We start from the raw sequence: 22,930 nt of genomic DNA on the forward strand, positions 1-22,930 counted from the left end.
TCCCGGCGGGCAGCCGACTCCGCATACGGTCGCGGCGGGAGCAGACCCGAGGGACATGTGGCGTCTCCTCCCGGACGTGGGGACATCCATCGGAGGGAATCTCGTGACGACGCATCGACTGGTGCTGCCTGTTCTCGGAGCGGTGATCGGCAGCTCGCTGTCGGTGCTGGGGGTCGCGCCGTCCGCGCACGCCGCTCCGGACCCGACCACTGCGCTCGGTCTGCCAGCCGGCGTCACCGCGGTCACCACCGGCAGCGGGGTGGTGACGAACCGGCTGTTCAACGACTTCCCGTCTCAGGGCGCGGACTACTACGTGTTGTCCACCGGCCTCGCCGGCTCGGTCTTCCCCGCATCCCCGGACCCGGACGCGCAGCTGAGCACCGACCTCGGTGGCGACGGTGAACCGGACTCCTCGTCGATCACGCTGACCGTCGAGCCGTCAGCGGGCGTCCGCTGCCTGTTCGTGGACTTCGCGCTCGGCACCGAGGAGCCGGTGCAGAAGTACACCGAGACCGTGCCGGGGGACCAGCTGACCGTCGTCAACGACGGCGTCGACTACGCGACGAACGCCGGCCGCGGCTACTTCAACCAGGCCGCTTGGCCCGCGGAGCCGAAGCCGTACATGGTCAACGCTGTCAAGTACTGGCACCACCCCGGCGACCCGCTCGACCCCGTCCCGGGCACGGCCGAGGAGCCGTGGCTGCCCGAGGCGACGGCGCTCAACAGCGTCACCACCCGCGACACCGCGCGGGTACCGCTCGACTTCGCCAACGGTGCGGAGACCGTCGAGATCGAGATCGCGGACGCCCTCAACGGCGACCTCGACTCGGTCGCGATGCTCGACGACGTCCGGCTCGGCTCGAGCTGCTCCGCCGGAACCGGCGTCGAGCCCAACCCCGTGCACGATGGCGGCGTGATCGCCGGGATCCGCGGCGTCGGCAATGCGCTGGTCTACGACCCGATCCCGTCGACCGACTCGATCGAGCGCTACGACGACCCCGGCAACGGCTGGCGATCCCCGTCCGGCGTCCCCGTCGAGCTGCGCTTCCGGTGGTACCGCACGAATTCCTTCTACGCGCTCAGCGGTGACATGACCAAGTGGGCGGCGATCCCAGACGCCGATCGCCAGGCCTACGTGCCGACGGCGGGGGACGAGGGCCACGTCCTCATCGTGCTGGTGACCGGGGTCGTCGACGGGCGGCGCTACGAGACGTACCCGTCGACCGGCGAGTCGGCCAGGTGGTACGTCACGACGCCCATCGCCAACGGGACGTTCGTCGAGGGCGAGGCGCCCGTCATCACCGGCCCGTCCGACGGCAGTGCCGCTGCCGGTGACGTGCTCACCGCTCAGATCGGCCACACCGTCCCCCGGGAGGACACCTGGACGTGGCGGTGGTACGCCGACGGCTCGGCGATCTCCGGCGCGAGCGGTCAGTCCTTGACGCTGGCTGCCGGCCACGCGGGAAAGACGATCACGGTCGTCGCGACCGCCAAGCGCCTGAACTTCGACGACAAGGCATGGACGAGCGCGCCGTACGGTCCCATCGAGCTGCAGACGTGGACGTCGACGGGCACGCCGTCCATCGTCGTCGACGGCGTCGCGGAGTACGGCAAGACGCTCGCGGTCGACCCGGGGGTCTGGACACCGACGCCCGAGCGCTACAGCTACCAGTGGCTGCGCAACGGCAGCGTGATCTCCGGCTCGAACTTCGCCAACTACACGATCCGCGCTGAGGACGTCGGCGCACGGATCTCGGTGGCCGTCACCGGCTCGAAGGCAGGCTTTGCTCCTGTCCCGAAGGAGAGCGCCGCGGTCGACATCCTCGGTGCGACGATGGCGGGCGCGACGCCGGTGGTGACGGGCACGCCCAAGGTCGGACAGCGGCTCAACGGCAGCGTGACCGACTGGGACCCCAACGGATCCTCTCTGACGTACTCGTGGTTCGCCGGCACCACGTTGCTCGAAGAGGGCTCCAGCTACCTGACCGTGCCGCCGAGTGCCGTCGGTCAGCCGATCGTCCTCAAGGTCACCGGTCGCCGGCCGGGCTACACGCCTCGGACTGTCGCGAGTGCGCCGACGGCCCCCGTGACGCCCGGCCAGCTCACCGTGGGCCAGCCCTTCATCTCCGGATACGCGAAGGTGGGTGAGACGCTGACGGTCTCGCCCGGCTACTGGGGCCCGGAGGGCGTCAAGCTCAGCTACCGGTGGAAGATCGGCACGAACCGCGTCACCGGGAGGAAGGGTGCACGGTCGACGTTCGTGATCCCCCGCGCTGCGCGAGGCAAGCGGATCACCGTCTCGGTGACCGGCAGCCTCCTGGGTTACGAGACCGTCAAGCGCACCAGCCCACCGACGGCGAGGGTGATCCGCTGAGGGCGGAGCCGGCGAGCCGCCGCTAGTCGAGACCGAGGGAGAACGCGGACTCGAGGTCGTGCCGCGAGTAGGCGCGGAAGGCGATGTGGGTCTCGGTGCCGACGACGCCGGGGACCTTGTTGAGCTGGTCCGCGACGACCGCCGCGACCTCGTCGTGCCGGCGGACCCGAACGAGCGCGATCAGGTCGATCTGACCGGTCACGGAGTAGACCTCGCTGACGCCCTCGAGGGCAGCGATCCCCTCGGCGACCTCAGGGATCCGGGCGACGTCGGCCTTCACGAAGACGATGGCGGTGATCATGGGCCAAGGTTAGGGCGCCCCGCCCCACGGACGGGACAGGTCCACTCGCCATCGACCTCGACGAGCCGGACGCCGGGCAGCTCGAGCCAGCGCAGGATCCGCTCGGACTCCTCGGCGGTGGCCGCGGGGATCGGGCCGACGCTCGGCACGACGGTCTCGGCCGAGACCCGCAGCTGCTCGACGTAGGTCCGGGCGTCGACGTCCTTCGGGATGACGCCGGCGGCCGCGAGACGGCCGTGGCGGACCACGTGGACCTCCCAACGGACTCCGGTCCCTGAGCCTGTCGAAGGGTCCTCGCGGCGGGTGGCCACCACCTCCGGGCACCGGGTGAGCGACGTGAGCCGCTGGGTGCGGGCCGCGGCGCGCACGAACGACGCCAGCCGGTCGCGGTGGACCCCGGCCTCCTCGAACCGCTCCTGCTCGGCGAGCGCGGCCATCTTTTCGTTGACGAGCTCGACGACGTCGTCGGGCTGGCGCAGCAGCGCGTCGCGCAGCTGCCGGACGACGGCCGCGTAGGTGCCCTGGTCGACGCTGCCGTCACAGGGCGAGAGACACCTGCCCAGCTCGGCCAGGACGCACGCGGCGCGGGACGGCCGGCGCCCGAAGCGGTCGGAGCACTGCCGGATCGGGAAGGTCTCGTGCAGGGCCGCCAGGCAGCTCTCCGCGGCGGACCGGGACGAGAACGGCCCGAGGTAGTCGGCGTCGTCGTCGAGGACCCGTTTGACGAGGGAGAGCCGCGGCCACGGCTCGCGGGTCAGCTTGAGGAACGTGACCTTCTCCGGGAACCGGGACCTCCGGTTGTAGCTCGGCTTGTGCTCGGCGATGAGCCGGAGCTCCCGGACCTCGGCCTCCAGCGGGGTGGCGCACTCGATCCCGGTGACCGACGAGGCCAGCTGGACCATCTCGCCCATCCGGGACCGGGTCTCGGAGGCGGTGAAGTAGGAGCGCACCCGCCGGCGCAGGTCCTTGGAGGTGCCGACGTAGAGCACCCGTGACTGCTCGTCGCAGAAGAGGTAGACGCCGGGGGCGTGGGGGAGCCGGTCGGCGAGGTGCCGCTTACGCCGTTGGGCGGCTGCGACCTTCGAGGAGTAGGTCTGGAGCTCCTCGAGGGTGTGGACCCCGACGCTCCCGAGCCGCTCGAGGAGGCCGTGCAGGACGTCGACCGTCGCCCGGGCGTCGGCCAGGGCGCGGTGGTTGGGCGTGGTGCCCGAGCGGAAGACCCGCGCGAGCGACGACAGCTTGTGGTTGGGCGCCTCGTCGCGGGTCACCACCCGGCGGGCGAGCTTGACGGTGTCGACCACCTCGAAGTCGGGCCACGGGAGGTCCTGCTCGCGAGCGAAGTGGCGCAGGAAGCCGACGTCGAAGCCGGCGTTGTGCGCGACCAGCACCGAGCCGCGGGCGAACTCCAGGAACGCTGGGAGCGCGGAGGTGATCGGCGGGGCGTCGGCGACCATGCCGTTGGTGATGCCGGTGAGCACCGCGATGAACGCCGGGATCGAGGTGTGCGGGTTGACCAGGGTCTGGAACTCGCCCATCACCTCGCCGCCGCGGACCTTGACGGCCCCGATCTCGGTGATCATGTCGCCGGCGCCCGGCGAGCCGCCGGTCGTCTCGAGGTCGACCACGCAGAACGTCACGTCCCGGAGCGGGCGGCCGAGCTCGTCGAAGCTCCGCTGCTCCTCCCAGCGGCTGCGGACGGGCGCGGTGGTCATGTTCTGGACGTTAGGGCGCACCCCCGACACGACGCGGGAGGCTCGCTCCTAGACTCGCCGCCGTGATCGCACTCCCGGACTCCAGCCGGCGCTGGCGCTGCGGCGGCTGCGGAAACCTGACCCGGTTCGACGTGACCCGGAGCCGCCGTACGACGGAGTACTGGCACTTCGACCTCGCCGGTGACCACGCGGTCGACGACACCGTCGTCCTCGCGGAGACCGTGGAGTCAGTGCGCTGCCGCTGGTGCGGCCGGGACGACGCGATCGAGCTCGTCGACCGCACCGACGCCTGACGACGACCGTTGTGTCGGGGCCCCCTGTCACCGTCGGGCCATGACGAAGATCGACTGTGACACCTGCCTGGTCCGAGGCCTGGCGTGCCACGACTGCGTGGTCACCGTGCTCCTCGGACCGCCGCCGGAGCTGACGATCGACGACGAGGAGCTGCGGGCGCTCGACGTCCTGGCCGACGAGGGACTGGTGCCGCGGCTGCGGCTCGTGCGCCCCGTCGACGGTCCGGAGGTCGAGTCCGCCTGACACGCATGTGACTTGTGTGACAGTTGTGACACGAAGCGCTCGATCTTGCTCACATCACGGCGAGCCGGGGTTTGGCGTGGCCTGGGAGGCGGTCTAGGCTGCTCGCTCAGGTGTCCGTGGAAGTGGATCGACCGATCCGCGCGGGCACCGCGTCGAGTCCGGTGCCGCACAGCGGCCCCGGAGCCGGGGACCCAACCTTTCTGGGGTGAATCCCGTGCGAGGCGCGATCGTGGGACACGGTCGTGAGGAGCACGGGTAGGGCAAGTCGTGCCCGAACCCGTCAGCTCACCCGGTAGGCGTACGACACCAAGAGGGGACCGCCAGCACGTGCTGAACGGCCGCACACGTTTCACCACCGCGCTGAGCGCGCTCGCGCTCGTCGGCTCCATCGGGCTCATGGCCAGCGCCTCCGGGCCCGCCCAGGCCGAACCCGACATCGACGACGTCCGCGCCCGGGTCGACCGTCTCTTCCTCGAGGCGGAGCAGGCTCAGGAGCGCTACCACGACGCGAAGGTCGAGCTCGACGAGCTCAACGACGAGCTCGACTCGCTCGAGTCCGACGAGGTCCGGCAGGGCGACCAGGTCGCCGAGGTCCGGTCCGACGTCCGCAACGCGGTGATCCGCCAGTTCCAGGGCCAGACCCTCGGGCCGGGCGGACAGCTGCTCAACTCCGACGAGGACGCGTTCCTCAACGAGCTCTCGACGCTCACCACCGTCAGCGACCTCCAGGACTCGCTGCTCGCCGACTACAACGACGAGCTCAAGGCCTACACGATCCGTCGCACCGAGACCGCCGACCGGCGTGACCAGGTCGCCGACCTCGAGGCGGAGCTCCAGGACGAGAAGGAGACGGTCGACGACAAGCTGGCCGAGGCCGAGGGGCTCCTCGAGGAGCTCGAGGCCGAGGAGCGCGCGGCGATCCTCTCCCGCGACGGTGACGTCCGCGCCCCGTCCGACGTGCCGGCCGAGGGTCGCGCCGCGGCCGCGGTGGACTTCCTCATGGCCCAGATCGGCGACGCCTACGTCTACGGCGCCGCCGGGCCCGACGCGTGGGACTGCTCCGGCCTGACGATGATGGCGTGGGCCCAGGCCGGCGTCTCCCTTCCGCACTCGTCCAGCGCGCAGTACAGCAGCGGCACGCGCGTCTCGGAGAGCCAGCTCCAGCCCGGCGACCTGGTGTTCTACTACAGCCCGATCAGCCACGTCGAGATGTACATCGGCAACGGCCTGATCGCCGGCGCTGCCAACCCTGGTGCAGGGGTCCGGGTTGCCGACCTCCACTCGATGCCGTACGTCGGCGCAGTCCGCCCTGGCTGATCTCGCCGTGCCCCGGCGGGTGCGAGACTCCGGACGGCTGCTGCTCGCAGGAGTACTGCTCGCCGTCGGTGTGCTCACCGGATGTGAGTCTGAGGAGCCGTACGTCGCTCCGCCCCCCACGGCGTCGGCGGAGAGCATCGCACCGGCCACCGCCGCCGCGACCCTGGACGAGCTGCAGACGGCGCTGCGCCGCCACGACGACGACGCCGCGGCCGGACTCGGGGCCGACGAGGCTGCGAGCGGTGTCCTCCGCTCGATCGCGGAGACGGCCGCGACGCTCCGGCTCTCGGACGTGACGTTCCGCTACGTCGCGGAGAACGGGCAGGTGCTGTCCGACGGCACCTGGACGGCGGCCGTCGCGACGACGTGGCGGGTGTCCGGCTTCGAGTCGACCTCGGCCCGCGCCGAGGTGCAGTTCGCGTTCGCTGACGGCGGCACCCGGATCCGCGCGGTCGGTGGCGGCATCGGCAGCACGCCGGTGTGGCTCAGCGGCCTGACCGCCGCCCGTCGTACCGACGACACGGCAGTGGTCGTCGCCGGCGACGCCCTGCCGCTCGGGCCGCTGGCCGCCCAGGCCGACACCGCCCTGGCCGTCGCGCGACGGGTGCTCGGCGGACGTGCCGACCGGCTCGTGGTCGAGGTCCCCGCGTCCGCGGACGCGCTCCACGCCGCGCTCGCGCTCGCGCCCGGCACCTACGACGCGGTCGCGGCGGTCACGACCGCGGCCGATGGCGCCAACGTGCCGGGGTCGCCGGTCCACGTCTTCGTCAACCCGGACGTCTTCGGCCGCCTCGGGCCGCTCGCGGCCCAGATCGTGATGAGCCACGAGGCGGTGCACGCGCTCACGTCCGCTCCGACGGTTGCACGGAGCGTCGAGCCGTGGCTGCTCGAGGGCTTCGCCGACTACGTCGCGCTCCGCGACGTGGACCTGCCGCTCACCAAGACCGCCGGCCAGATCGCTGCCCAGGTGCGCGAGGACGGGGTGCCGACGACCCTGCCCGGCAGGCTCGAGCTCGACAGCAGCGCCGAGCACCTCGGCGCGGCCTACGAGGCTGCGTGGCTGGTCTGCGTGACACTGGCCGAGCACGGTGGTGAGGAGGCCCTGGTGAGCTTCTACGACGCGGTCCTGGGCGGCGCCGACCTCGAGGCAGAGCTGCGCACGCAGTTCGCCTGGACGGTCGCCGACCTCACCCGGGCCTGGCAGGACCGGCTCCTCTCGATCGCAGGGACCGACGGTGGCTGAGGCTCTCGAGACCGGCATCGACCGCCGGGTTGCCTACGGCACCACGATCATCGGCGCGGCGGCGTTCGTGCTGATCGCCACCTGGCTGGTGCCGTGGGAGCCGGTGCCCGGCGGGATGCCCGACGCGGTGGCGCCCGACTCGGTGTTCAAACGCGGCCAGATCCAGCGGGCCGAGGACTTCGCCCGCTGGGCGCGGGTCTGGGGCTGGAGCGCGCTCGCGGTCTCGCTGGCGGTGGCGTGCTGGCTGGGCTTCACCGACCGCGGCCGTCGCCTCGTCGACCGGCTGCCCGGCCCCTGGTGGGTGCAGGTGATCCTGACCGTGGCCGCGCTGAGCCTCATCGGCCGCATCGCCACCCTGCCGTTCAGCATCGCGAACCGGCTGCTCGAGCTCGACGTCGGCCTCACCACGTCGTCCTGGCCGGCCTGGGCCCTCGACGTGGTCAAGGGCGAGCTGGTCTCCATCGTGTCGACCTCGATCGCGGTGCTCGTCTTGGTCGGGATCGCGCGACGGTGGCCGCGGAGCTGGACCGCCATCGCGGGTGGAGTGCTGGCGGTCTTCGTGGTGCTCGCCTCGTTCGTCTACCCGGTGCTCGTGGAGCCGCTGTTCAACACCTTCACCCCGCTCGAGAACGGTTCGCTCCGCGCCCAGATCCTGGAGCTCGCCGAGGAGGAGGGCGTGGAGGTCGAGGACGTGCTCGTGGCCGACGCCTCACGCCGTACGACGACGCTGAACGCCTATGTGTCGGGCTTCGGCGGCACGCGGCGGGTGGTGCTCTACGACAACCTGGTCGAGGGCGTCTCCGAGGACCAAGCCCTCTCCGTCGTGGCCCACGAGCTCGCGCACGCCCGCCACGACGACGTCCTGATCGGGACGTCCCTCGGCGCAGCCGGTGCCCTCGTGGGTGTCGGGCTGCTCGGGCTGGCCTTCGGCGCCGCGGAGCGGCGCGGCGGGCGGCGCGTGGGAGACCCCCGCTCGGTGCCGATGGTCCTGGCGCTGGCCGCGCTGGCGACCGTGCTCGTGCTGCCGGTCCAGAACGGCATCAGCCGTCGGATCGAGGCGCGCGCCGACGTCGACGCGCTGGCGGCGACGGAGGACTCGTCGGCGTTCGCTGCTCTGCAGCGTCGCCTCGCGGTCAGGTCGCTCGCCGACCCGACCCCGCCGGAGTGGTCGCACTGGTGGTTCGGCTCCCACCCCACCGTGCTCCAGCGGATCGCCCTTGCTCGATCTGCGAAGGTGCGCTAGAGGACGACGAAGCCTTCCCGCGGGAGACCGGCGGAGGATTCCGCCTTGATCCGAGAATGGCAATGGCCGCGCGTCCGATCGGACGCGCGGCCATCAACCTCTGCTGAAGGTCAGAGACCAGCGGTGACCCTGTCGAACAGGGCGTCGAGCTCGGTGCCGAGAAGGCCGACGGCCACGATGATCGCCAGGGCGATCAGGGACACGAGGAGGCCGTACTCGACGGCGGACGCGCCCCGCTCCTCGTCGCGGCGGGCGTTGAGGAGGATCTGCAGGTACTGGATCATGGAAGTTTCCCCTTGAGTGGATGAATCTGGGTCCCCGGGGGTTTCCCCCGATGACCAGAATCTTGCCGCGAGAGAGGGGGCCGGCGAATCGGGAGTTCGTCTCGATGCCCGTAGTCCCTTCTGACTACCTCGGGGCCACGAAGCGTTGGGTGCTAACGCGCAGACGGCTGGACAGTCGATAGCAGGCCGATCCGCATCGCCGTGACCAGCGCCTGGGCACGGTTGGCGGCGCCGAGCTTCTGGTAGATCCGCGCGATGTGGGACTTCGTCGTGGACTCCGAGAGGTAGAGCTTCGCGCCGATCGCAGCGGCGTTGAGCCCTTCGGCCAGCAGGAGGAGAACGTCGTGCTCCCGCTCGGTGAGAGCGGTGACCTCGCCCGAGCGCCGTCGCATCATCGCCCCCACGAGGCCGGCGCAGACGAACGCCTTGGGAGAAACCGCTGCGTGCCGGGCCGCCTTGATGACCTCGGTCGCCGGAGCGTCCTTGCCCACGAAGCCCGACGCCCCGGCCTGCATCGCGGCGAAGATCTGGTCGTCGCCGGAGTGCATGGTCAGCACGATCAGACCGGTCGTGTCGCTCTGCTTGCGGATCGTCCGCACGATGTCGAGCCCGGTGCCGTCCTGCAGCTGCAGGTCCGCCACCACGACCTGCGGGCGCAGGCGATCGAACTCGGTGATGGCCTCCGCCACGCTGCCGGCCGTGCCCACCACGTCCATGTCGTCCTCGAGATCGAGAACCGCGCCGAGACCACTGCGGATCAGCTCGTGGTCGTCCACCAGCAGAATGGTGATCGTGTCACTCGTCATCGGGTCTCCTTGGTCAGGGTGTGGTCCGGGGCGGGAGCGTGGCCACCGGGAGCACGAAGCGCCACGGAGACGGTGAGTCCACGACTTGCATTGTCGCGCACCGTCAGCTGCGCTCCGATCAGTTTCGCGCGTTCTCGCATGATCTTCAGCCCGTGGGAGTCGGAGCGGCCGCCCTGTAGCCCGATGCCGTCGTCGGCGATCGTGATCCGGGCTTCCGGCGCGTAGACCTGGCAGCGCACGTCGATCGCCGTGGCTCGCGCGTGCTTCACGGCGTTGTTGAGCGCCTCCTGCGCGATCCGGAACAGCTCGGCCTCGATCTCGGGGCGGAGCCGGGTCGGCTGCTCGTCGAGCCGGACCCGGATCGGGATCCCCGAGGCCTCGGACAGGTGCCGCGCGACGGCGCTGATCGCGGCGCCGAGGCTCTCGTTCTCGCCGATGCTGGTGCGCAGGTTCATCACCGAGCGGCGTACCTCGGCGACGACCTTGGTGACCCGGTCCCGGAGCATCGCGAACTGCTTCGCCTGCTTCTCGTCGGCCGGGCGCGCGGCCAGCGCATCGACCAGGTAGCCGAGGGACGCGATGTCCTGGGCGACGCCGTCGTGCATCTCCCGGGCGAGGCGCTGACGCTCGTCGGCGGTGGCGATGTCGCGGAACTGGGAGAAGAGGAGCGCGGTGTCGAACTTGACCACGGTCGGCGCCAGGGCATCCGTCAGCTCGTCGAACGGCGGGGGTGTCTTGGTGCCCGATCCCGGACGGAGGCCTGCGATGATCGCCGCATCGCCGGCACCGAAGGCGAATCCCTGTCCCGCCGTGACCTGCTCCCCGCGAGCCCACGCATCGGTCGCGAGCTTCTCGCACGCGTCCGCGTCCTCCGGCTCCAGGTCCGTGCTCGACGCGACCGGCGTGAGGGCGTCACCCCGGGGCACGTAGAGGGCGAGGGCCCGGCTCGGCACCAGGTCTCCGACCACGCCGAGCATCTCGCCACCGAGGGCGGCGACGTCGAGGCCCGAGCTGAGGTCGCCGGAGAGCTCGATCAGCTGCTTGATCAGGTCCTGCGCCGCGTGGTACGGCGACAGGGCATCGCTGCCGTGGCGGTCGGAGTTGAACGTGAAGCTGGCCACCAGGCTGAGGCCGACCCCGGCCATCGACCAAGTGAAGATGGAGACGCCCTCCTCGGGCGTGATCTCCCGCCACCACATGAGCCCGAGGCTCACGACGGACACGAGCTGGAAGGCGACGGTGCGGATCATCGTGCGCAGCCCGACGAGCGCGGTCGCGAAGAGCGGTGGCACGACGAGCGCCGCCAGGATCGCTGGCGAGGCGTGCATGCTGAGCGCGCAGATCACGCCGACCGCGGCTGCTTCCACGGTGGGGGGCAGCGTGAGCTCGAGGTCACGCCGGGTGAGCGTGACCACCTGGTAGAGCCACACCAGGGTGAGTGCCAGCAGGCCCAGCAGTGCCTGGGCATCGCGGTACCACAGCGCTGGCGCGCCGATCGCGAGGAGGGTGAACAGGCGCGCAGCAGCAACGACGGCGAGAGCCTGGCTACTGGGCATGATCCGTGACCGTATCGGTTCCTTAGGGGGATTCCATGGTACCGATCACGGCAGGTCTCAGATCACGGCGAAGGGGAGAGGCGTATCAGAACGCCTTCAGCATGCTGATCACTGCCGGACCCATGATGACGGCCATGAGACACGGGAGGATGCAGATCACGAGAGGCACCATGATCTTGACCGGCACCTGCTGGGCCTTGGCCTCGGCGTACTGACGCCGCTTCACCCGGATCTCCGACGTCTGGACCCGTAGGACCTGCGCGATCGAGATGCCGAACGCATCTGCCTGGACCATGGCGCCTACGAAGGACTTGAGGTCGGGGACGTTCGACCGCTCGCTCAACGCCTTCAGAGAGTCGGCCCTTCCCTTTCCGAGCTGGATCTCCCGGAGCACCCGGGAGAACTCGTCGGCGAGGGGGCCGTCGGTCTTGCGCGCCACCTGCTGCAGTGCGGCATCGAATCCCAGCCCTGCTTCGACGCTGATGGTCAGGAGGTCGACCGAGTCCGCAAGCGTCCGGCGGATCGCCTCGGACCGCTCGTAGGCTCGCTGGTAGAGGTACAGGTCAGGTGCGAAGAACCCGACCGCGCCGGCGCCCGCTGCGATCAGCAACAGCGTCAGTAGCGACGCTCCGACCATTACGCCGTACGCCACGCCGACCACGGGGAGCATCACTGCGGCCAGCACCTTGAGACCCACCACGCGGTCGACCGACCAGTCGAGGGGGCTGCCGGCGAGATCGAGCTTGTGCCGGATGCGCTCCGCCTTGTCGGCACCGGTCAGCCGCTTCCCGACCTGGAGTGCACGCGCCTGGAGCGGTGCGAGCACGCGGTCGGCGAACGGTTCCTCGGGCTCCTCGACCAGCTCCTGGGAGCCGCGTGGGGACCGCTGCTCGAGGGTGGCGAGGGAGCGGGCGAGCCCCGTCGGTGTCGCGTCCCTCACGAGCCCGCGCCCCAGGACCGCGACCGCTCCGAGGAGGAGGACCAAACCAAGCACCAGCGTCATGTCACACCTCCACCTTCACCATGCGGCTCATCCAGAAGACCCCGATGCTCAGCCACAGAGTCGCACCGACCAGGATCACGATGCCGATCGTCTCCTTGAACAACGGCTCGATGTACTCGCCGTTGGTGAACAGCACGAACACGAAGACGGCAGGAGGCAGCAGCGAGAGGATGAGTGCCGACAGCTTGCCCTCGGCGGCAAGCGCGTTGACCTGGCGCCGGAGATACTCGCGTTCCCGCATGGTCGCCGCGACGGTCGTGAGCAGCTCGGCGAGGTTTCCCCCGACCTGGCGCTGGATCCGGATCGCCATGACGACCCAGGAGAAGTCCTTGCTCCCGAACCGGGCGGCGACGCCCTCGAAGGCATCCTCGAGGGGTACCCCGATCCGCGACTCGATCAGGACGCGCTTGAACTCCGACGCGATCGGCTCCTGCCCCTCGCGGGTGATGGTGTCGACCGCCTGGGTGAGCGACAACCCCGCCGAGAGAGAACCGGACAGGAGCTGCAGCGTGTCCGGCAGGGAGGAGTTGAAGGCCTTGCGGCGTCGGCTCGCCATGAACGAGAGATAGAGCCTCGGAAGGAGGAACCCCGGGATCAAGAACAGGATGCCGAGGATGATGCTGCCGCCTGACACGAGGAAGCCGAGCAGGCCGCTTCCGACCACGATGCCCACGTGGAGCAGGAGCCACTCCGACGGCTTGAAGCTGCTTCCCGCCGCCGTGAGTCGCGTGGCGAGCTTGTCCTCGAGGCCCTTGTTGCGATCGAGGACTCCGGCCGCTGCGGCTTTGGCCTGGTCGAGCATCGGGTCCGATGCAGGCTTCAAGTCGGGCGTCGCTGAGCCGGTGTTCCCGGTATAGGCGGTGAGCCGCTCGGCGATGGTCATCGGCTGTGGCTTCGCCGGGACCAGCAGGACTGCTGCCATCACCAGGCCGACGCCGAACACCACGATGCCGGCGTAGAGCGCCCAGGACGGCAGCTGTCGGCCGTCGTCGGGGTTGACCGGTTCGACCGAGGGCCCGGCGTCGCTCTCGGGTGCGTCCTGGATCTTCGCGAACGCACGGGCGACCAGGTCGCCGGCGGCGGTCGGCAGCGTGACCTCGACGGTCGCCTCCTCCGCGTCGAAGCCGGTCGGGAGGGGAGCGGTGACGAGGATCTGGTGGGCGAGCACGTCGGCCTCGGCGGCGAACGCGTCCGCGAGGGCATCCCCGGTCGACTCGATCACGTCGCCCTGTCCGGCCTCGGCCAGGTCGTTCAGGGCGGCAGTCGCCTTGGGCTTGTTCTCCTGGTCGAGCGACACCACGTCGACGAGCGTCGCGGACTCGTCGACCGCCGCGGTGACATCGGCCAGGTCGGTGTCCTTGCCGGTGTCGGCGCCGTCGGAGAGGACCAGGATCGAGCGCTGCCCGTCCCCGCCTGCGAGGGCCACCGCGGCCAGGACGCCGTCGTACAGCAGGGTGCCCTTGCTGAGCGTGAGCCCGTCGACCACGACCTGGGCGGTGCCGCGGTCCGTGGTCGGCTCGAGCGCCGTGGCCACTTCGCCGTCGAAGGTGACGATGCCGACGGCGACGTCGTCCGGAACGCTCTCGAGGAACGTCAGGGCGGCTGTCTTCGCCGCCGCGAACCGGCCGTTGCGGGCCATGGAGTCGCTGGTGTCGATGGCCAGGATCGTCGTCCGGGCGACCGTGGTGTCGGCCCCGGCCGAGGTCGCCTTCGCGTCGAGCTGGTTATCGTCGAGGGTGCCGGTGACGCCGGCCAGGTTGACCTTCGTGCCCGCGGGGACGCTGACCAGGACGCGCAGGCCGTCGTCGGTCGCCTCGACGTGGGCGATCGAGGGCTCGTCATCGGCGCTCCACGCCGTCGACGGCGAGAGAACGACGACGAGCGCGGCCACGACGGCCGCGAGCGCCGTCATCAGGTAGCGCCTCATTGCAGGTCCATCCGGAAGACCGCCGGGTCGACGGCGACGTTGGCGTAGGCGAGCTTCTCGATGAACTTCGGCCGCAGCCCGGTGCCGCGGAGCCGGCCGAGGACCTTGCCGTTCTCGTCGAAGCCGGGCGAGTTGTCGAACACGAACACGTCCTGGAGAGTGATGACGTCGCCCTCCATCCGCTCGACCTCGGTGATGTGGGTGATCCGCCGGGAGCCGTCCTTGAAGCGGGACTGGTGGACGATCAGGTCGACGGCCGAGGCCACCTGCTCGCGGATGGCGCGGATCGGCAGGTCCATCCCTGCCATCAGCACCATCGTCTCCATCCGGGCCAGCGTGTCCCGCGGGCCGTTGGAGTGGAGCGTGCAGATCGAGCCGTCGTGGCCGGTGTTCATGGCCTGCAGCATGTCCAGCGCCGATGCGTCACGGACCTCGCCGACGACGATCCGGTCGGGGCGCATGCGGAGGCTGTTCTTCACCAGGTCACGGATGGTGACCGCGCCCTTGCCCTCGATGTTCGCCGGGCGGGACTCGAGCCGGACCACGTGGTCCTGGTGCAGCTGCAGCTCGGCGGCATCCTCGATCGTGACGATCCGCTCGTCGGACGGGATGAACGACGACAGCACGTTGAGGGTCGTCGTCTTCCCGGCGCCGGTGCCGCCCGAGACGATGATGTTCAGCCGGCCCCGGACGCACGCGCTGAGGAAGTCCGCGGTCTGCGGGCTCAGTGATCCGAACGCGATCAGGTCGTCGACGGTGAGCGGGTCGGTGGCGAACTTCCGGATCGTGAGCGCCGAACCGTCGATGGCGAGCGGCGGGACGATGGCGTTGACACGGCTGCCGTCGGGCAACCGCGCGTCCACCATCGGGCTCGACTCGTCGACGCGACGGCCGATGCGCGACACGATCTTGTCGATCGTGCGCCGCAGGTGGGCCTCGTCGGCGAAGTGCGCTTCTGCCTTCTGGAGGCGGCCGTTCTTCTCCAGCCACACGTCGTTGTAGCCGTTGACCATGACCTCGGAGACCTCGGAGTCGCGGAGGTACGGGTCGATCGGGCCGTAGCCGAGGATGTCGTCGCTGATCTCCTGCGTGACCCGGACGCGGTCGCTGTTGCTCAGCGGACGGTCCTGGGCGCCCAGCACCTCGGCGAGCACCGTGCGGACGCGCTGGTCGAGCTCGGACTGGTCCATCTCGGCGTCGTACAGGTGCGGACCGAGCTCCCGGAGCAGCTCGGCGTGGACGCTGGCCTTCAGCTCCTCGATCCGGTCGGTCTCCTGGCTGGCCAGCACGCGCCGCTGTGCCGCGCGGTTGTCGGGCGCAGCCACGACTGCGGTGCGCTGTGCCATCGGGCCGGGAGCGACCGTGGCTGCTGGTCCGGCGGCCGGCACGACGTCCTCGGTGGCGCGGGGTGCGGCGGGCCGCGCCAGGTCGGACGGGTCGGGGTCACCGGCGTGCCGGCCTTGGGCCTCCCGGCGAGCGGCCTCGAGACGGTCGGACAGAGTCGACATGATCAGCTCCTCCCACGACGGAACAGGCCACGTGAGCGGCCGTTGCTGTCGGCGGCGTCGGAGAGGACGCCGGCTGCGACGAAGGACTCGCCGGCGACGATGGCTGCCAGCTCGTTGAAAGCACGGCTGGCGGGGTGCGTCGGCTGGGAGGTGACGATCGGCGTGCCGGAGTTGGTCGCGGCGACGATGTCGGTCGCGGTGCGAACCTGCGCCGAGACCGGCATTCCGAGGATGGCCTCCACCTTGTCGACGCCGATGCCGACCTCCTCGTCGGCCCGGTTGAGCAGCAGGTGCCGGTGGCCGCGGGCGATGTTGAGCATGTCCATGGTCTCCAGCGCGACCTTCACGTTCTTCAGCGTCGGTACGTCGAGGGTCGCCACGACCACGCACTCGTCGGTCTCGTCCAGCGCCGTCAGGGTGGCGTCGTCGAACGACGGCGAGGTGTCGACCACGACGTAGTCGAAGCCGTCCCGCAGGGCCCGCAGGATCCGGGAGATGAGCAGCGGGGTGACCCGCTCCCGCACGTCCGGGTGCGCCGGAGCGGCCAGCACGTTGAGCGAGTCCTCGTGGCGGGTGAGCAGTCCCTCGATCATGACCAGGTCGATCGAGTCCTCGGACCCGACGGCCTGCTCGATCGAGTGGGTCGGGAACAGCTGCATGGTGATCGCCACGTCGCCGAAGGCGAGGTCGAGGTCGACCAGGCACACCTTGCGCGCGCCCTTGTCCGCGAGGGCCAGTGCCAGGTTGACCGACCCCGTGGTCTTGCCGACCCCGCCCTTGGGGGAGAACACGGTGATGACCCGGCCCAGCTGGCGGGCGCCGCCCGGGCCGCGCAGGGCCAGATAGAGCTGGTGGGCACGTTCGACCGCCTTGGTGAGCCCCTTCTCGTCGTCGGTCGCGACCACGTCCCGTACCCCGGCGTGCATGGCGCGGGTCAGCGCCTCGGTGTCGAAGACGTCGCGCAGCAGGACCACGGTGACGGTGGGCTTGGCGATCCGGAGGTCCTCGGCGTAGCTGAGCGCGAGGTCCAGCGGGAGCGACGGACCGAGCGCGACGACGTACTCGTCGCTGTGCTGGTCCAGCCAGGCGTACATCCGGTCGGCTGCGCCGACGGCGTGGGAGCCGGCGGGCATCGCCCGCAGCAGGAACGGGACGACCCCGTTGTCGGTCTCGACGAGAACAGGCATCGCGGTTGTCCCTCAGTTCTTGAAGAGGTTGTCGGCGTCGACGCCGTTGTCGGGGTCGACCTCACTGGCGTCGTTCAGCAGCGCGGCCGAGAGCTGACCGGCCTTCTCGGCGAACCGGACCTGCTCGGCTTGACGCTGGGTGACTGCGATCGTCAGCAGCTGCTTGATGCCCGTCTCCGTGCCGTCTTCCTCTTCCTCGCTCGCACTGGTGTCCGTGATCGAGGAGGTGTCTCCCGCGGCCAGCACGGTCACCCGGTCGAGAAGCGTGCGGGTGACGATCGGCTCTTGCGTGAGGCGGTCGATCAGCGTCGAGATCACGGCGACCTCGGCACCGGGCCGGACGAAGTAGCCGACTCGTCCGGCGTCCTCGACCAGGATCGAGATGGCGATCTTGCCCTCCGGGATCGGCAGGGTCACGCCCGCCTCGACCTCCTCGGCTCCGCCGAACTTCGCCGGGATCAGCTGCTCGGACGGGTAGATGGTCGTGAGCGCGACCGTCCCCTCGAAGGGGGCGGACTCGTCGGCCGCGCCCTCGAGCACCTGGGCCTTGGCCACGTCGGTGAGCTTGAACTTCCCGCTCTCGAGGGCGTCGTCGAAGCTTTCGCCGGGCGCGACCTTCTTCGCAGCGACCAGAACCTCGACGGTGTCGAACTTCTCCGCTGCCCGGCTGTCCGCGCCCTTCGCGTAGACGAAGACCAGCGCGACGCCGAGCACCGCGATCACAGCGGCGACGGCCAGCATCAGTTTGCGACGATCCATGTTCTCGAGCCTCCCGCTCCCCATGTGGAGGCGTGCAGCACTGTGCTTCACGCCCCCGAGTTCCTGTCTGCCCTGCGCACCCTCCCTGGCGACACCGAGCAACTCGGACGCTAGCGGGGAACGGGCGCGCTGAGTGAGCGAAAGCGCAGACTCCGACCGAACGTCACGGGGTCCTAGTCACATCGGGTCAGGAGGTGACCCGATCGCACCAGATTTCGAGCTGTCAGACCTCGTAGAGAGCGGCGATCTCGTCCCGGCACTCGCGCATGACGACGTTGCGCTTGAGCTTGAGGCTGGGCGTCAGCTGACCGCCCTCCTCCGTCCAGTCGTAGGGGAGGATCTCGAACTTGCGGATCGACTCGGCCTTCGAGACCGCCTGGTTCGCGGACTCGATGGCCTCCTCGAGGGCGGCACGGACCTCGGGGTCGTTCGCGAGCTCCGCGACGGTGCCCGACTTGCCGTGCTGCTCGGCCCAGGCCGGCAGGGCCTCCTCGTCGAGCGTGACGAGCGCTGCGATGAACGGCTGGCCGTCGCCGACGACGAGGCACTGGCTGACCAGCGCGTGTGCCCGGACGCGGTCCTCGAGCACCGAGGGTGCGACGTTCTTGCCGCCCGCGGTCACCAGGATCTCCTTCTTCCGGCCGGTGATCCGGACGAAGCCCTCGTCGTCCACCTCGCCGACGTCGCCGGTGTGGAACCAGCCCTCGGCGTCGATCGCCTCGGCGGACGCCTCCGGGTTGGCCCAGTAGCCGGTGAAGACCTGACCGCCCTTGAACGCGAGCTCGCCGTCGTCGGTGACGCGCACCGCGGTCCCTGGCAGCGGCCGTCCGACGGTGCCGATCTTGAGGGCGTCGGGGAGGTTGACCGTCAGCGCGGCGGTCGTCTCGGTGAGGCCGTAGCCCTCGAGCACGGTGAGCCCGATGCCGCGATAGAAGTGCCCCAGCCGGTCGCCGAGCGGCGCGCCGCCGGACACCGCGAACTCGCAGCGCCCACCGAGCGCGGCGCGGAGCTTGCCGTAGACCAGCCGCGAGAACACGGCGTGCTGTGCGCGCACGGTGATCGGCACGCGGCCGGCGTCGAGCCCGCGGGAGTAGGCGATCGCCACGTCTGCGGCGCGGTCGAAGATCCGGCCCTTCCCGTCGGCCGTGGCGTTCTGGGAGGCGGTGTTGAAGACCTTCTCGAACACACGCGGGACCGCCAGGATGAACGTCGGCCGGAACGTCTGCAACTGGGGGATCAGGTTCTTGATGTCCGCGCTGTGGCCGAGCCGGGTGCGGGACTTCACCGCGCCGACCTGGATGATCCGGGCGAAGACGTGCGCGAGCGGCAGGAACAGCAGGGTCGACGCGTCCTCAGCGGCGAACAGCTGGTCGAGCTCGGCCACCGCCACGCACAGCTCCGACTGGAAGTTGTCGTGGGTGAGCATGCAGCCCTTGGGCCGCCCGGTCGTGCCTGAGGTGTAGATCAGGGTGGCCAGGTCGTCCGGCTGCGCCGTGGTACGACGCTTCTCGAGCTCGTCGTCATCGACGTCGGCGCCGAGCCGGGTGAGGACGCCGACCGCGTTGTCGGCGAAGGACCACACGTGGTGGAAGTCGGCCAGCTCGCGGCGGACGGCAGTGAGCTTCGCGACGTGGCGGTCGTCCTCGGCGATCGCGGCCTTCGCCCCCGAGTCACCGAGGATCCACGCGATCTGCTCCTCCGACGAGCTCTCGTAGATCGGCACCGTGACGGCGCCGGCGAACCAGATCGCGTAGTCGAGGACGGTCCACTCGTAGCGCGTGCGCGAGACGATGGCGACCCGGTCCCCGGGCTCGATCCCCGCTGCCACCAGGCCCTTCGCGACTGCGCTGACCTCGGCCAGGAACTCCGCCGCGGTCACGTCCGACCAGCCGTCCGACTCCGTCGACGGCCGGCTGAAGACCACGTCGTCGGGCGCCTCGGCGGCGTTGCGGACCACGTCGTCGGTCAGGTTCCCGCTGGTCGGGATGTCGACCGTCGGTGGCGTGGAGTACTCGCGCAAGGTGGTTCCTCCTGGGTTGGACCGCACGGCAGGTTACCGCCGCGCAGGGGTGGCACGCTTCTCCGGTAGCCTGCCGCTCATGGCAGAGCAGACGTCCTCGTCGATCGTCGTCGACGCCCCCGCGGCGGACGTGATGGCCGTGATCGCAGATTTCGCGGCCTACCCGGCCTGGGCCAAGGGCGTGAAGACGGCCGAGGTCAAGGAGACGTTCGACGACGCCGACCCGGCCGCCCGCGGACGCGCGCGCGAGGTCTACTTCGCGCTCGACGTACCTCCCATCAAGGACGAGTACACGCTCGCCTACGAGTGGGACGACGACCGGCAGGTGACCTGGACCCTCGTCGAGGGCAAGATGCTGCGCTCGCTCGACGGCGCCTACGTCCTCGACGAGACGTCGCCCGGCCGGACCGAGGTGACCTACCGGCTGGCCCTGGACGTGTCCATCCCGCTCATCGGCATGCTCAAGCGCAAGGGCGAGAAGATCCTGATCGACACCGCGCTGAAGGGCCTGAAGAAGCGCGTCGAGTCCGGCGCCTGATCACCCTGCGGCAACGACGGAGCTCCGGGGTGCGCATCGTCCTCTTCACCGGCAAGGGCGGTGTCGGCAAGTCGACCGTCGCCGCCGGCACGGCCGCGCTCGCGGCGGCGGGCGGTCTGCGCACCCTGATCCTGTCCACCGACGCGGCCCACTCGCTCGCCGACGCCTACGGCGCGGACTCCTCGGGCCCGACCCCCATCGGCGCCGAGCCGACCGAGATCGCCGACTGCCTCTTCGTGCACCAGGTCGACGCCCAGCTGCGGTTCGAGCAGTCCTGGGCCGACATCCAGCGCTACCTGCTCTCGGTCCTCGACGCCGCCGGGATGGATCCCGTCGCCGCCGAGGAGATGACCGTCATCCCCGGCGCCGAGGAGGTGCTGGCGCTGCTGGAGCTGCGGCTCCACGCCCGCTCGGGCGAGTGGGACGTGATCGTGGTCGACTGCGCCCCCACGGCGGAGACGCTCCGGCTCCTCGCCCTGCCGGAGGCGCTCGGCTGGTACATGGAGCGGCTGCTCCCCATCCAGCGCCGCCTCGTGAAGGCGCTGCGCCCGGTGCTCAACCGCGCGGCCGGGGTGCCGATGCCGGGCGACACCGTCTTCGACGCGATCACGCGGCTCCACGGCGAGCTCGACGAGGTGCAGGCCTTGCTCGCGGGCCCCGACGCCTCGGTGCGGCTGGTCCTCACGCCCGAGAACGTCGTCCTCGCCGAGGCGCGCCGGGCCTACACCAGCCTGTCGCTGTTCGGCTACCGCGTCGACGGCGTCATCGCCAACCGGGTGTTCCCCGCAGGCGACGGCGATGCGTGGCGGGCGGGCTGGGTCGACGCGCAGCAGACCGTGCTCAAGGAGGTCGACCAGTCTTTCTCCGGGCTCCCGGTGTGGCGCTCGGAGTACCAGCCCGGCGAGCCGGTCGGCGTACCCGCGCTGACGGACCTGGCCACCCGGCTGTACGGCGACGACGACCCGCTCGCCCCGCCCGAGGGCGACGGACCTTTCCGGGTGGTCCGGGAGGACAGCGGGGACGCCGTGGTGCACCTGGCGCTGCCGTTCGTGACCCGCGCCGAGGTCGACCTCGCCCGCAACGGCGACGAGCTCGTCGTCACCGTCGGCTCCTCGCGCCGGCTGCTCACCCTCCCGGCCGGGCTCGCGCGGCTGCGCGTCGCCGGTGCCCGGGTGGACGGGGGAGAGCTGCAGGTGCGGTTCCGCGGGCAGGACCCAACGCCCACCACGACGAGCAGGGAGACGGCGACGTGAGCGATCCGAACGAACCCCAGGAGCCGCCCGCAGTGGGCTCCGTCGGTGAGGAGGCGGCGAAGCTGTTCGGCGCGCTGGCCGACCTCGCCCGGCAGCAGGGTGCCGACCTCGGCGGCGGGCTCGGCGGCCTCGCCGACCAGGCCGCCTCGCTGGCGCAGGACGTCAACAGCCACATCGCGACCGGCAGCGCGGAGTGCCGGTACTGCCCCGTCTGCCGGGTCGTGCACGCGGTCCGGGAGACCTCGCCCGAGGTGCGGACCCACCTGCTGACCGCGGCCTCCTCGTTCCTCCAGGCGGCGGCGGGACTGCTCGAGACGGTCCCGCCGGCCGACCAGGGTGCCCCACAGCGGGGCCCCGAGGTGGAGCGCATCGACCTCGACGACGCCGGCGACGACACCACGGACGGTCCCTGGTGACGCCCCAGGTCACGTGCGGCATCGACATCGGCGGCACGAAGATCGCGGGTGCGGTGGTCGACGGTGCCGGCGTCGTGCTCGAGGAGGCGCGTGTCGTGTCGCCCGCGACCGATCCGGAGGCGATCGAGACGGCCGTGGCCGCGCTTGTCGTCGGCCTCGCGGGCCGTCACCCGGTGTCGGCCGTCGGCGTCGGTGCCGCCGGCTACGTCGACGCGTCCCGGGCGAACGTGCTCTTCGCCCCCAACATCGCGTGGCGCGACGAGCCGCTGGCCTCCGAGCTCACCCGGCTCACCGGCCTCCCGGTCGTGATCGAGAACGACGCCAACGCCGCCGCCTGGGGAGAGTTCCGCCACGGCGCCGGCCGCGACGTCGACGACCAGCTGATGGTGACCGTCGGGACCGGGATCGGTGGCGGCGTGATCGTCGGCGGCCGCCTGGTGCGGGGTGCGTTCGGGGTCGCCGGCGAGATCGGGCACCTCGGCCTGGTGCCGGAGGGACGGCAGTGCGGCTGCGGCAACCGCGGCTGCTTCGAGCAGTACGGCTCCGGCTCCGCGCTGGTCCGGGGGACCCGGGAGGCAGCCGCCGGGAGCTCGCTGCTCGCGCGGGACCTGCTCGAGCGGGCCGGAGGCGACCCGATGGCCATCACCGGTCCCCTCGTCACCGAGGCGGCACGCGACGGCGACCGGTTCGCGATCGAGCAGCTCCGCGAGCTCGGCCAGTGGATCGGGTACGGCGTCGCGTCCCTGACCGCCGTGCTCGACCCGGCGGTGATCGTGATCGGCGGCGGCGTGAGCGAGGCCGGCGACCTGCTGCTCGACCCGATCCGCGAGACGTTCGCGCGCCAGCTCCCCGGCCGCGGGTACCGGCCCCAGGCCGAGATCCGCGGTGCGATCCTCGGCAACCGCGCCGGGGTCATCGGCGCCGCCGACCTGGCCCGGACCTAGCA

21 protein-coding genes and 1 riboswitch are annotated in these 22,930 nt (G+C 70.9%); of the genes, 10 read left to right on the top strand and 11 right to left on the bottom strand.

What is annotated here, in order from left to right; translation table 11 throughout:
- Positions 1-103 precede the first annotated feature (103 nt).
- Positions 104-2,374: a hypothetical protein gene (locus tag F0U47_RS01620; RefSeq protein WP_149748560.1), complete on the top strand. Its 2,271-nt coding sequence runs from the start codon at positions 104-106 to the stop codon at positions 2,372-2,374.
- Positions 2,375-2,396: 22 nt separating this feature from the next.
- Here F0U47_RS01620 and F0U47_RS01625 read toward each other — a convergent pair whose 3' ends face one another.
- Together F0U47_RS01625 and F0U47_RS01630 are read right to left on the bottom strand one after the other, a co-directional pair.
- Complete coding sequence (locus F0U47_RS01625) at positions 2,397-2,675, bottom strand: Lrp/AsnC family transcriptional regulator (protein WP_149748561.1); 279 nt, start codon at positions 2,673-2,675, stop codon at positions 2,397-2,399.
- Positions 2,672-4,387: a DEDD exonuclease domain-containing protein gene (locus F0U47_RS01630; protein WP_149748562.1), complete on the bottom strand. Its 1,716-nt coding sequence runs from the start codon at positions 4,385-4,387 to the stop codon at positions 2,672-2,674. The genes F0U47_RS01625 and F0U47_RS01630 overlap by 4 nt, the downstream gene beginning before the upstream one ends.
- 62 nt (positions 4,388-4,449) lie before the next feature.
- Here F0U47_RS01630 and F0U47_RS01635 point away from each other — a divergent pair, with 62 nt between their 5' ends.
- From F0U47_RS01635 to F0U47_RS01655, 5 genes are all read left to right on the top strand, one after another.
- Positions 4,450-4,680 carry a hypothetical protein gene (locus F0U47_RS01635; protein WP_149748563.1) on the top strand — a complete coding sequence of 77 codons (231 nt, stop codon included), beginning with the start codon at positions 4,450-4,452 and terminating at the stop codon, positions 4,678-4,680.
- Positions 4,681-4,720: 40 nt separating this feature from the next.
- Positions 4,721-4,924 (top strand): hypothetical protein, encoded by a 204-nt coding sequence (locus F0U47_RS01640; RefSeq protein ID WP_149748564.1) that lies wholly within the window; start codon positions 4,721-4,723, stop codon positions 4,922-4,924.
- A 152-nt stretch (positions 4,925-5,076) separates the two neighbouring features.
- A riboswitch (cyclic di-AMP (ydaO/yuaA leader) is annotated at positions 5,077-5,238 on the top strand.
- A gap of 13 nt (positions 5,239-5,251) precedes the next feature.
- Entirely contained in the window at positions 5,252-6,241 is a 990-nt protein-coding gene (locus F0U47_RS01645) for a C40 family peptidase (protein ID WP_149748565.1), read from the top strand.
- 7 nt (positions 6,242-6,248) lie between these two features.
- On the top strand, positions 6,249-7,484 hold the full coding sequence (locus F0U47_RS01650; protein WP_188111124.1) for a hypothetical protein: 1,236 nt from the start codon (positions 6,249-6,251) through the stop codon (positions 7,482-7,484).
- Positions 7,477-8,727: a M48 family metallopeptidase gene (locus F0U47_RS01655; RefSeq protein WP_149748567.1), complete on the top strand. Its 1,251-nt coding sequence runs from the start codon at positions 7,477-7,479 to the stop codon at positions 8,725-8,727. Before F0U47_RS01650 ends, F0U47_RS01655 begins: the two co-directional genes overlap by 8 nt.
- 110 nt (positions 8,728-8,837) lie before the next feature.
- On the opposite strand, the gene F0U47_RS01660 is transcribed toward F0U47_RS01655, so the two are convergent.
- The 9 genes from F0U47_RS01660 to F0U47_RS01700 all read right to left on the bottom strand — a co-directional run bounded on the left by F0U47_RS01660 (position 8,838) and on the right by F0U47_RS01700 (position 19,777).
- Positions 8,838-9,011, bottom strand: coding sequence for a Flp family type IVb pilin (locus F0U47_RS01660; protein WP_149748568.1), 174 nt, complete (start codon positions 9,009-9,011; stop codon positions 8,838-8,840).
- A 152-nt stretch (positions 9,012-9,163) separates the two neighbouring features.
- Positions 9,164-9,817, bottom strand: coding sequence for a response regulator (locus F0U47_RS01665; protein WP_149748569.1), 654 nt, complete (start codon positions 9,815-9,817; stop codon positions 9,164-9,166).
- Positions 9,814-11,373, bottom strand: a complete 1,560-nt coding sequence (locus tag F0U47_RS01670) for a sensor histidine kinase (RefSeq protein WP_149748570.1) — start codon at positions 11,371-11,373, stop codon at positions 9,814-9,816. Before F0U47_RS01670 ends, F0U47_RS01665 begins: the two co-directional genes overlap by 4 nt.
- 85 nt (positions 11,374-11,458) lie before the next feature.
- Positions 11,459-12,376: a type II secretion system F family protein gene (locus F0U47_RS01675; protein ID WP_149748571.1), complete on the bottom strand. Its 918-nt coding sequence runs from the start codon at positions 12,374-12,376 to the stop codon at positions 11,459-11,461.
- Between the two features lies 1 nt (position 12,377).
- Positions 12,378-14,303: a type II secretion system F family protein gene (locus F0U47_RS01680; protein ID WP_149748572.1), complete on the bottom strand. Its 1,926-nt coding sequence runs from the start codon at positions 14,301-14,303 to the stop codon at positions 12,378-12,380.
- Complete coding sequence (locus F0U47_RS01685) at positions 14,300-15,811, bottom strand: TadA family conjugal transfer-associated ATPase (RefSeq protein ID WP_246159369.1); 1,512 nt, start codon at positions 15,809-15,811, stop codon at positions 14,300-14,302. Before F0U47_RS01685 ends, F0U47_RS01680 begins: the two co-directional genes overlap by 4 nt.
- 2 nt (positions 15,812-15,813) lie before the next feature.
- Positions 15,814-16,998 carry a CpaE/TadZ family protein gene (locus F0U47_RS01690; RefSeq protein ID WP_149748573.1) on the bottom strand — a complete coding sequence of 395 codons (1,185 nt, stop codon included), beginning with the start codon at positions 16,996-16,998 and terminating at the stop codon, positions 15,814-15,816.
- Positions 16,999-17,010: 12 nt separating this feature from the next.
- On the bottom strand, positions 17,011-17,757 hold the full coding sequence (cpaB, locus tag F0U47_RS01695; RefSeq protein ID WP_188111125.1) for a Flp pilus assembly protein CpaB: 747 nt from the start codon (positions 17,755-17,757) through the stop codon (positions 17,011-17,013).
- Between the two features lie 223 nt (positions 17,758-17,980).
- Positions 17,981-19,777, bottom strand: a complete 1,797-nt coding sequence (locus tag F0U47_RS01700; protein WP_149748575.1) for an AMP-dependent synthetase/ligase — start codon at positions 19,775-19,777, stop codon at positions 17,981-17,983.
- 79 nt (positions 19,778-19,856) lie between these two features.
- Between F0U47_RS01700 and F0U47_RS01705 the strand changes: the two genes are divergently transcribed.
- Genes F0U47_RS01705 through F0U47_RS01720 form a run of 4 tightly spaced genes read left to right on the top strand, consistent with a single transcriptional unit; the run spans position 19,857 to position 22,928 of the window.
- Entirely contained in the window at positions 19,857-20,315 is a 459-nt protein-coding gene (locus F0U47_RS01705) for an SRPBCC family protein (protein WP_149748576.1), read from the top strand.
- Between the two features lie 29 nt (positions 20,316-20,344).
- Complete coding sequence (locus F0U47_RS01710; RefSeq protein ID WP_149748577.1) at positions 20,345-21,568, top strand: ArsA family ATPase; 1,224 nt, start codon at positions 20,345-20,347, stop codon at positions 21,566-21,568.
- Entirely contained in the window at positions 21,565-21,984 is a 420-nt protein-coding gene (locus F0U47_RS01715) for a hypothetical protein (RefSeq protein ID WP_149748578.1), read from the top strand. Before F0U47_RS01710 ends, F0U47_RS01715 begins: the two co-directional genes overlap by 4 nt.
- On the top strand, positions 21,981-22,928 hold the full coding sequence (locus tag F0U47_RS01720; protein WP_223162616.1) for an ROK family glucokinase: 948 nt from the start codon (positions 21,981-21,983) through the stop codon (positions 22,926-22,928). The genes F0U47_RS01715 and F0U47_RS01720 overlap by 4 nt, the downstream gene beginning before the upstream one ends.
- The last annotated feature ends 2 nt before the right edge of the window (positions 22,929-22,930 follow it).

This window comes from Nocardioides antri (assembly GCF_008373765.1).
Taxonomy (GTDB): Bacteria; Actinomycetota; Actinomycetes; order Propionibacteriales; family Nocardioidaceae; genus Nocardioides; species Nocardioides antri.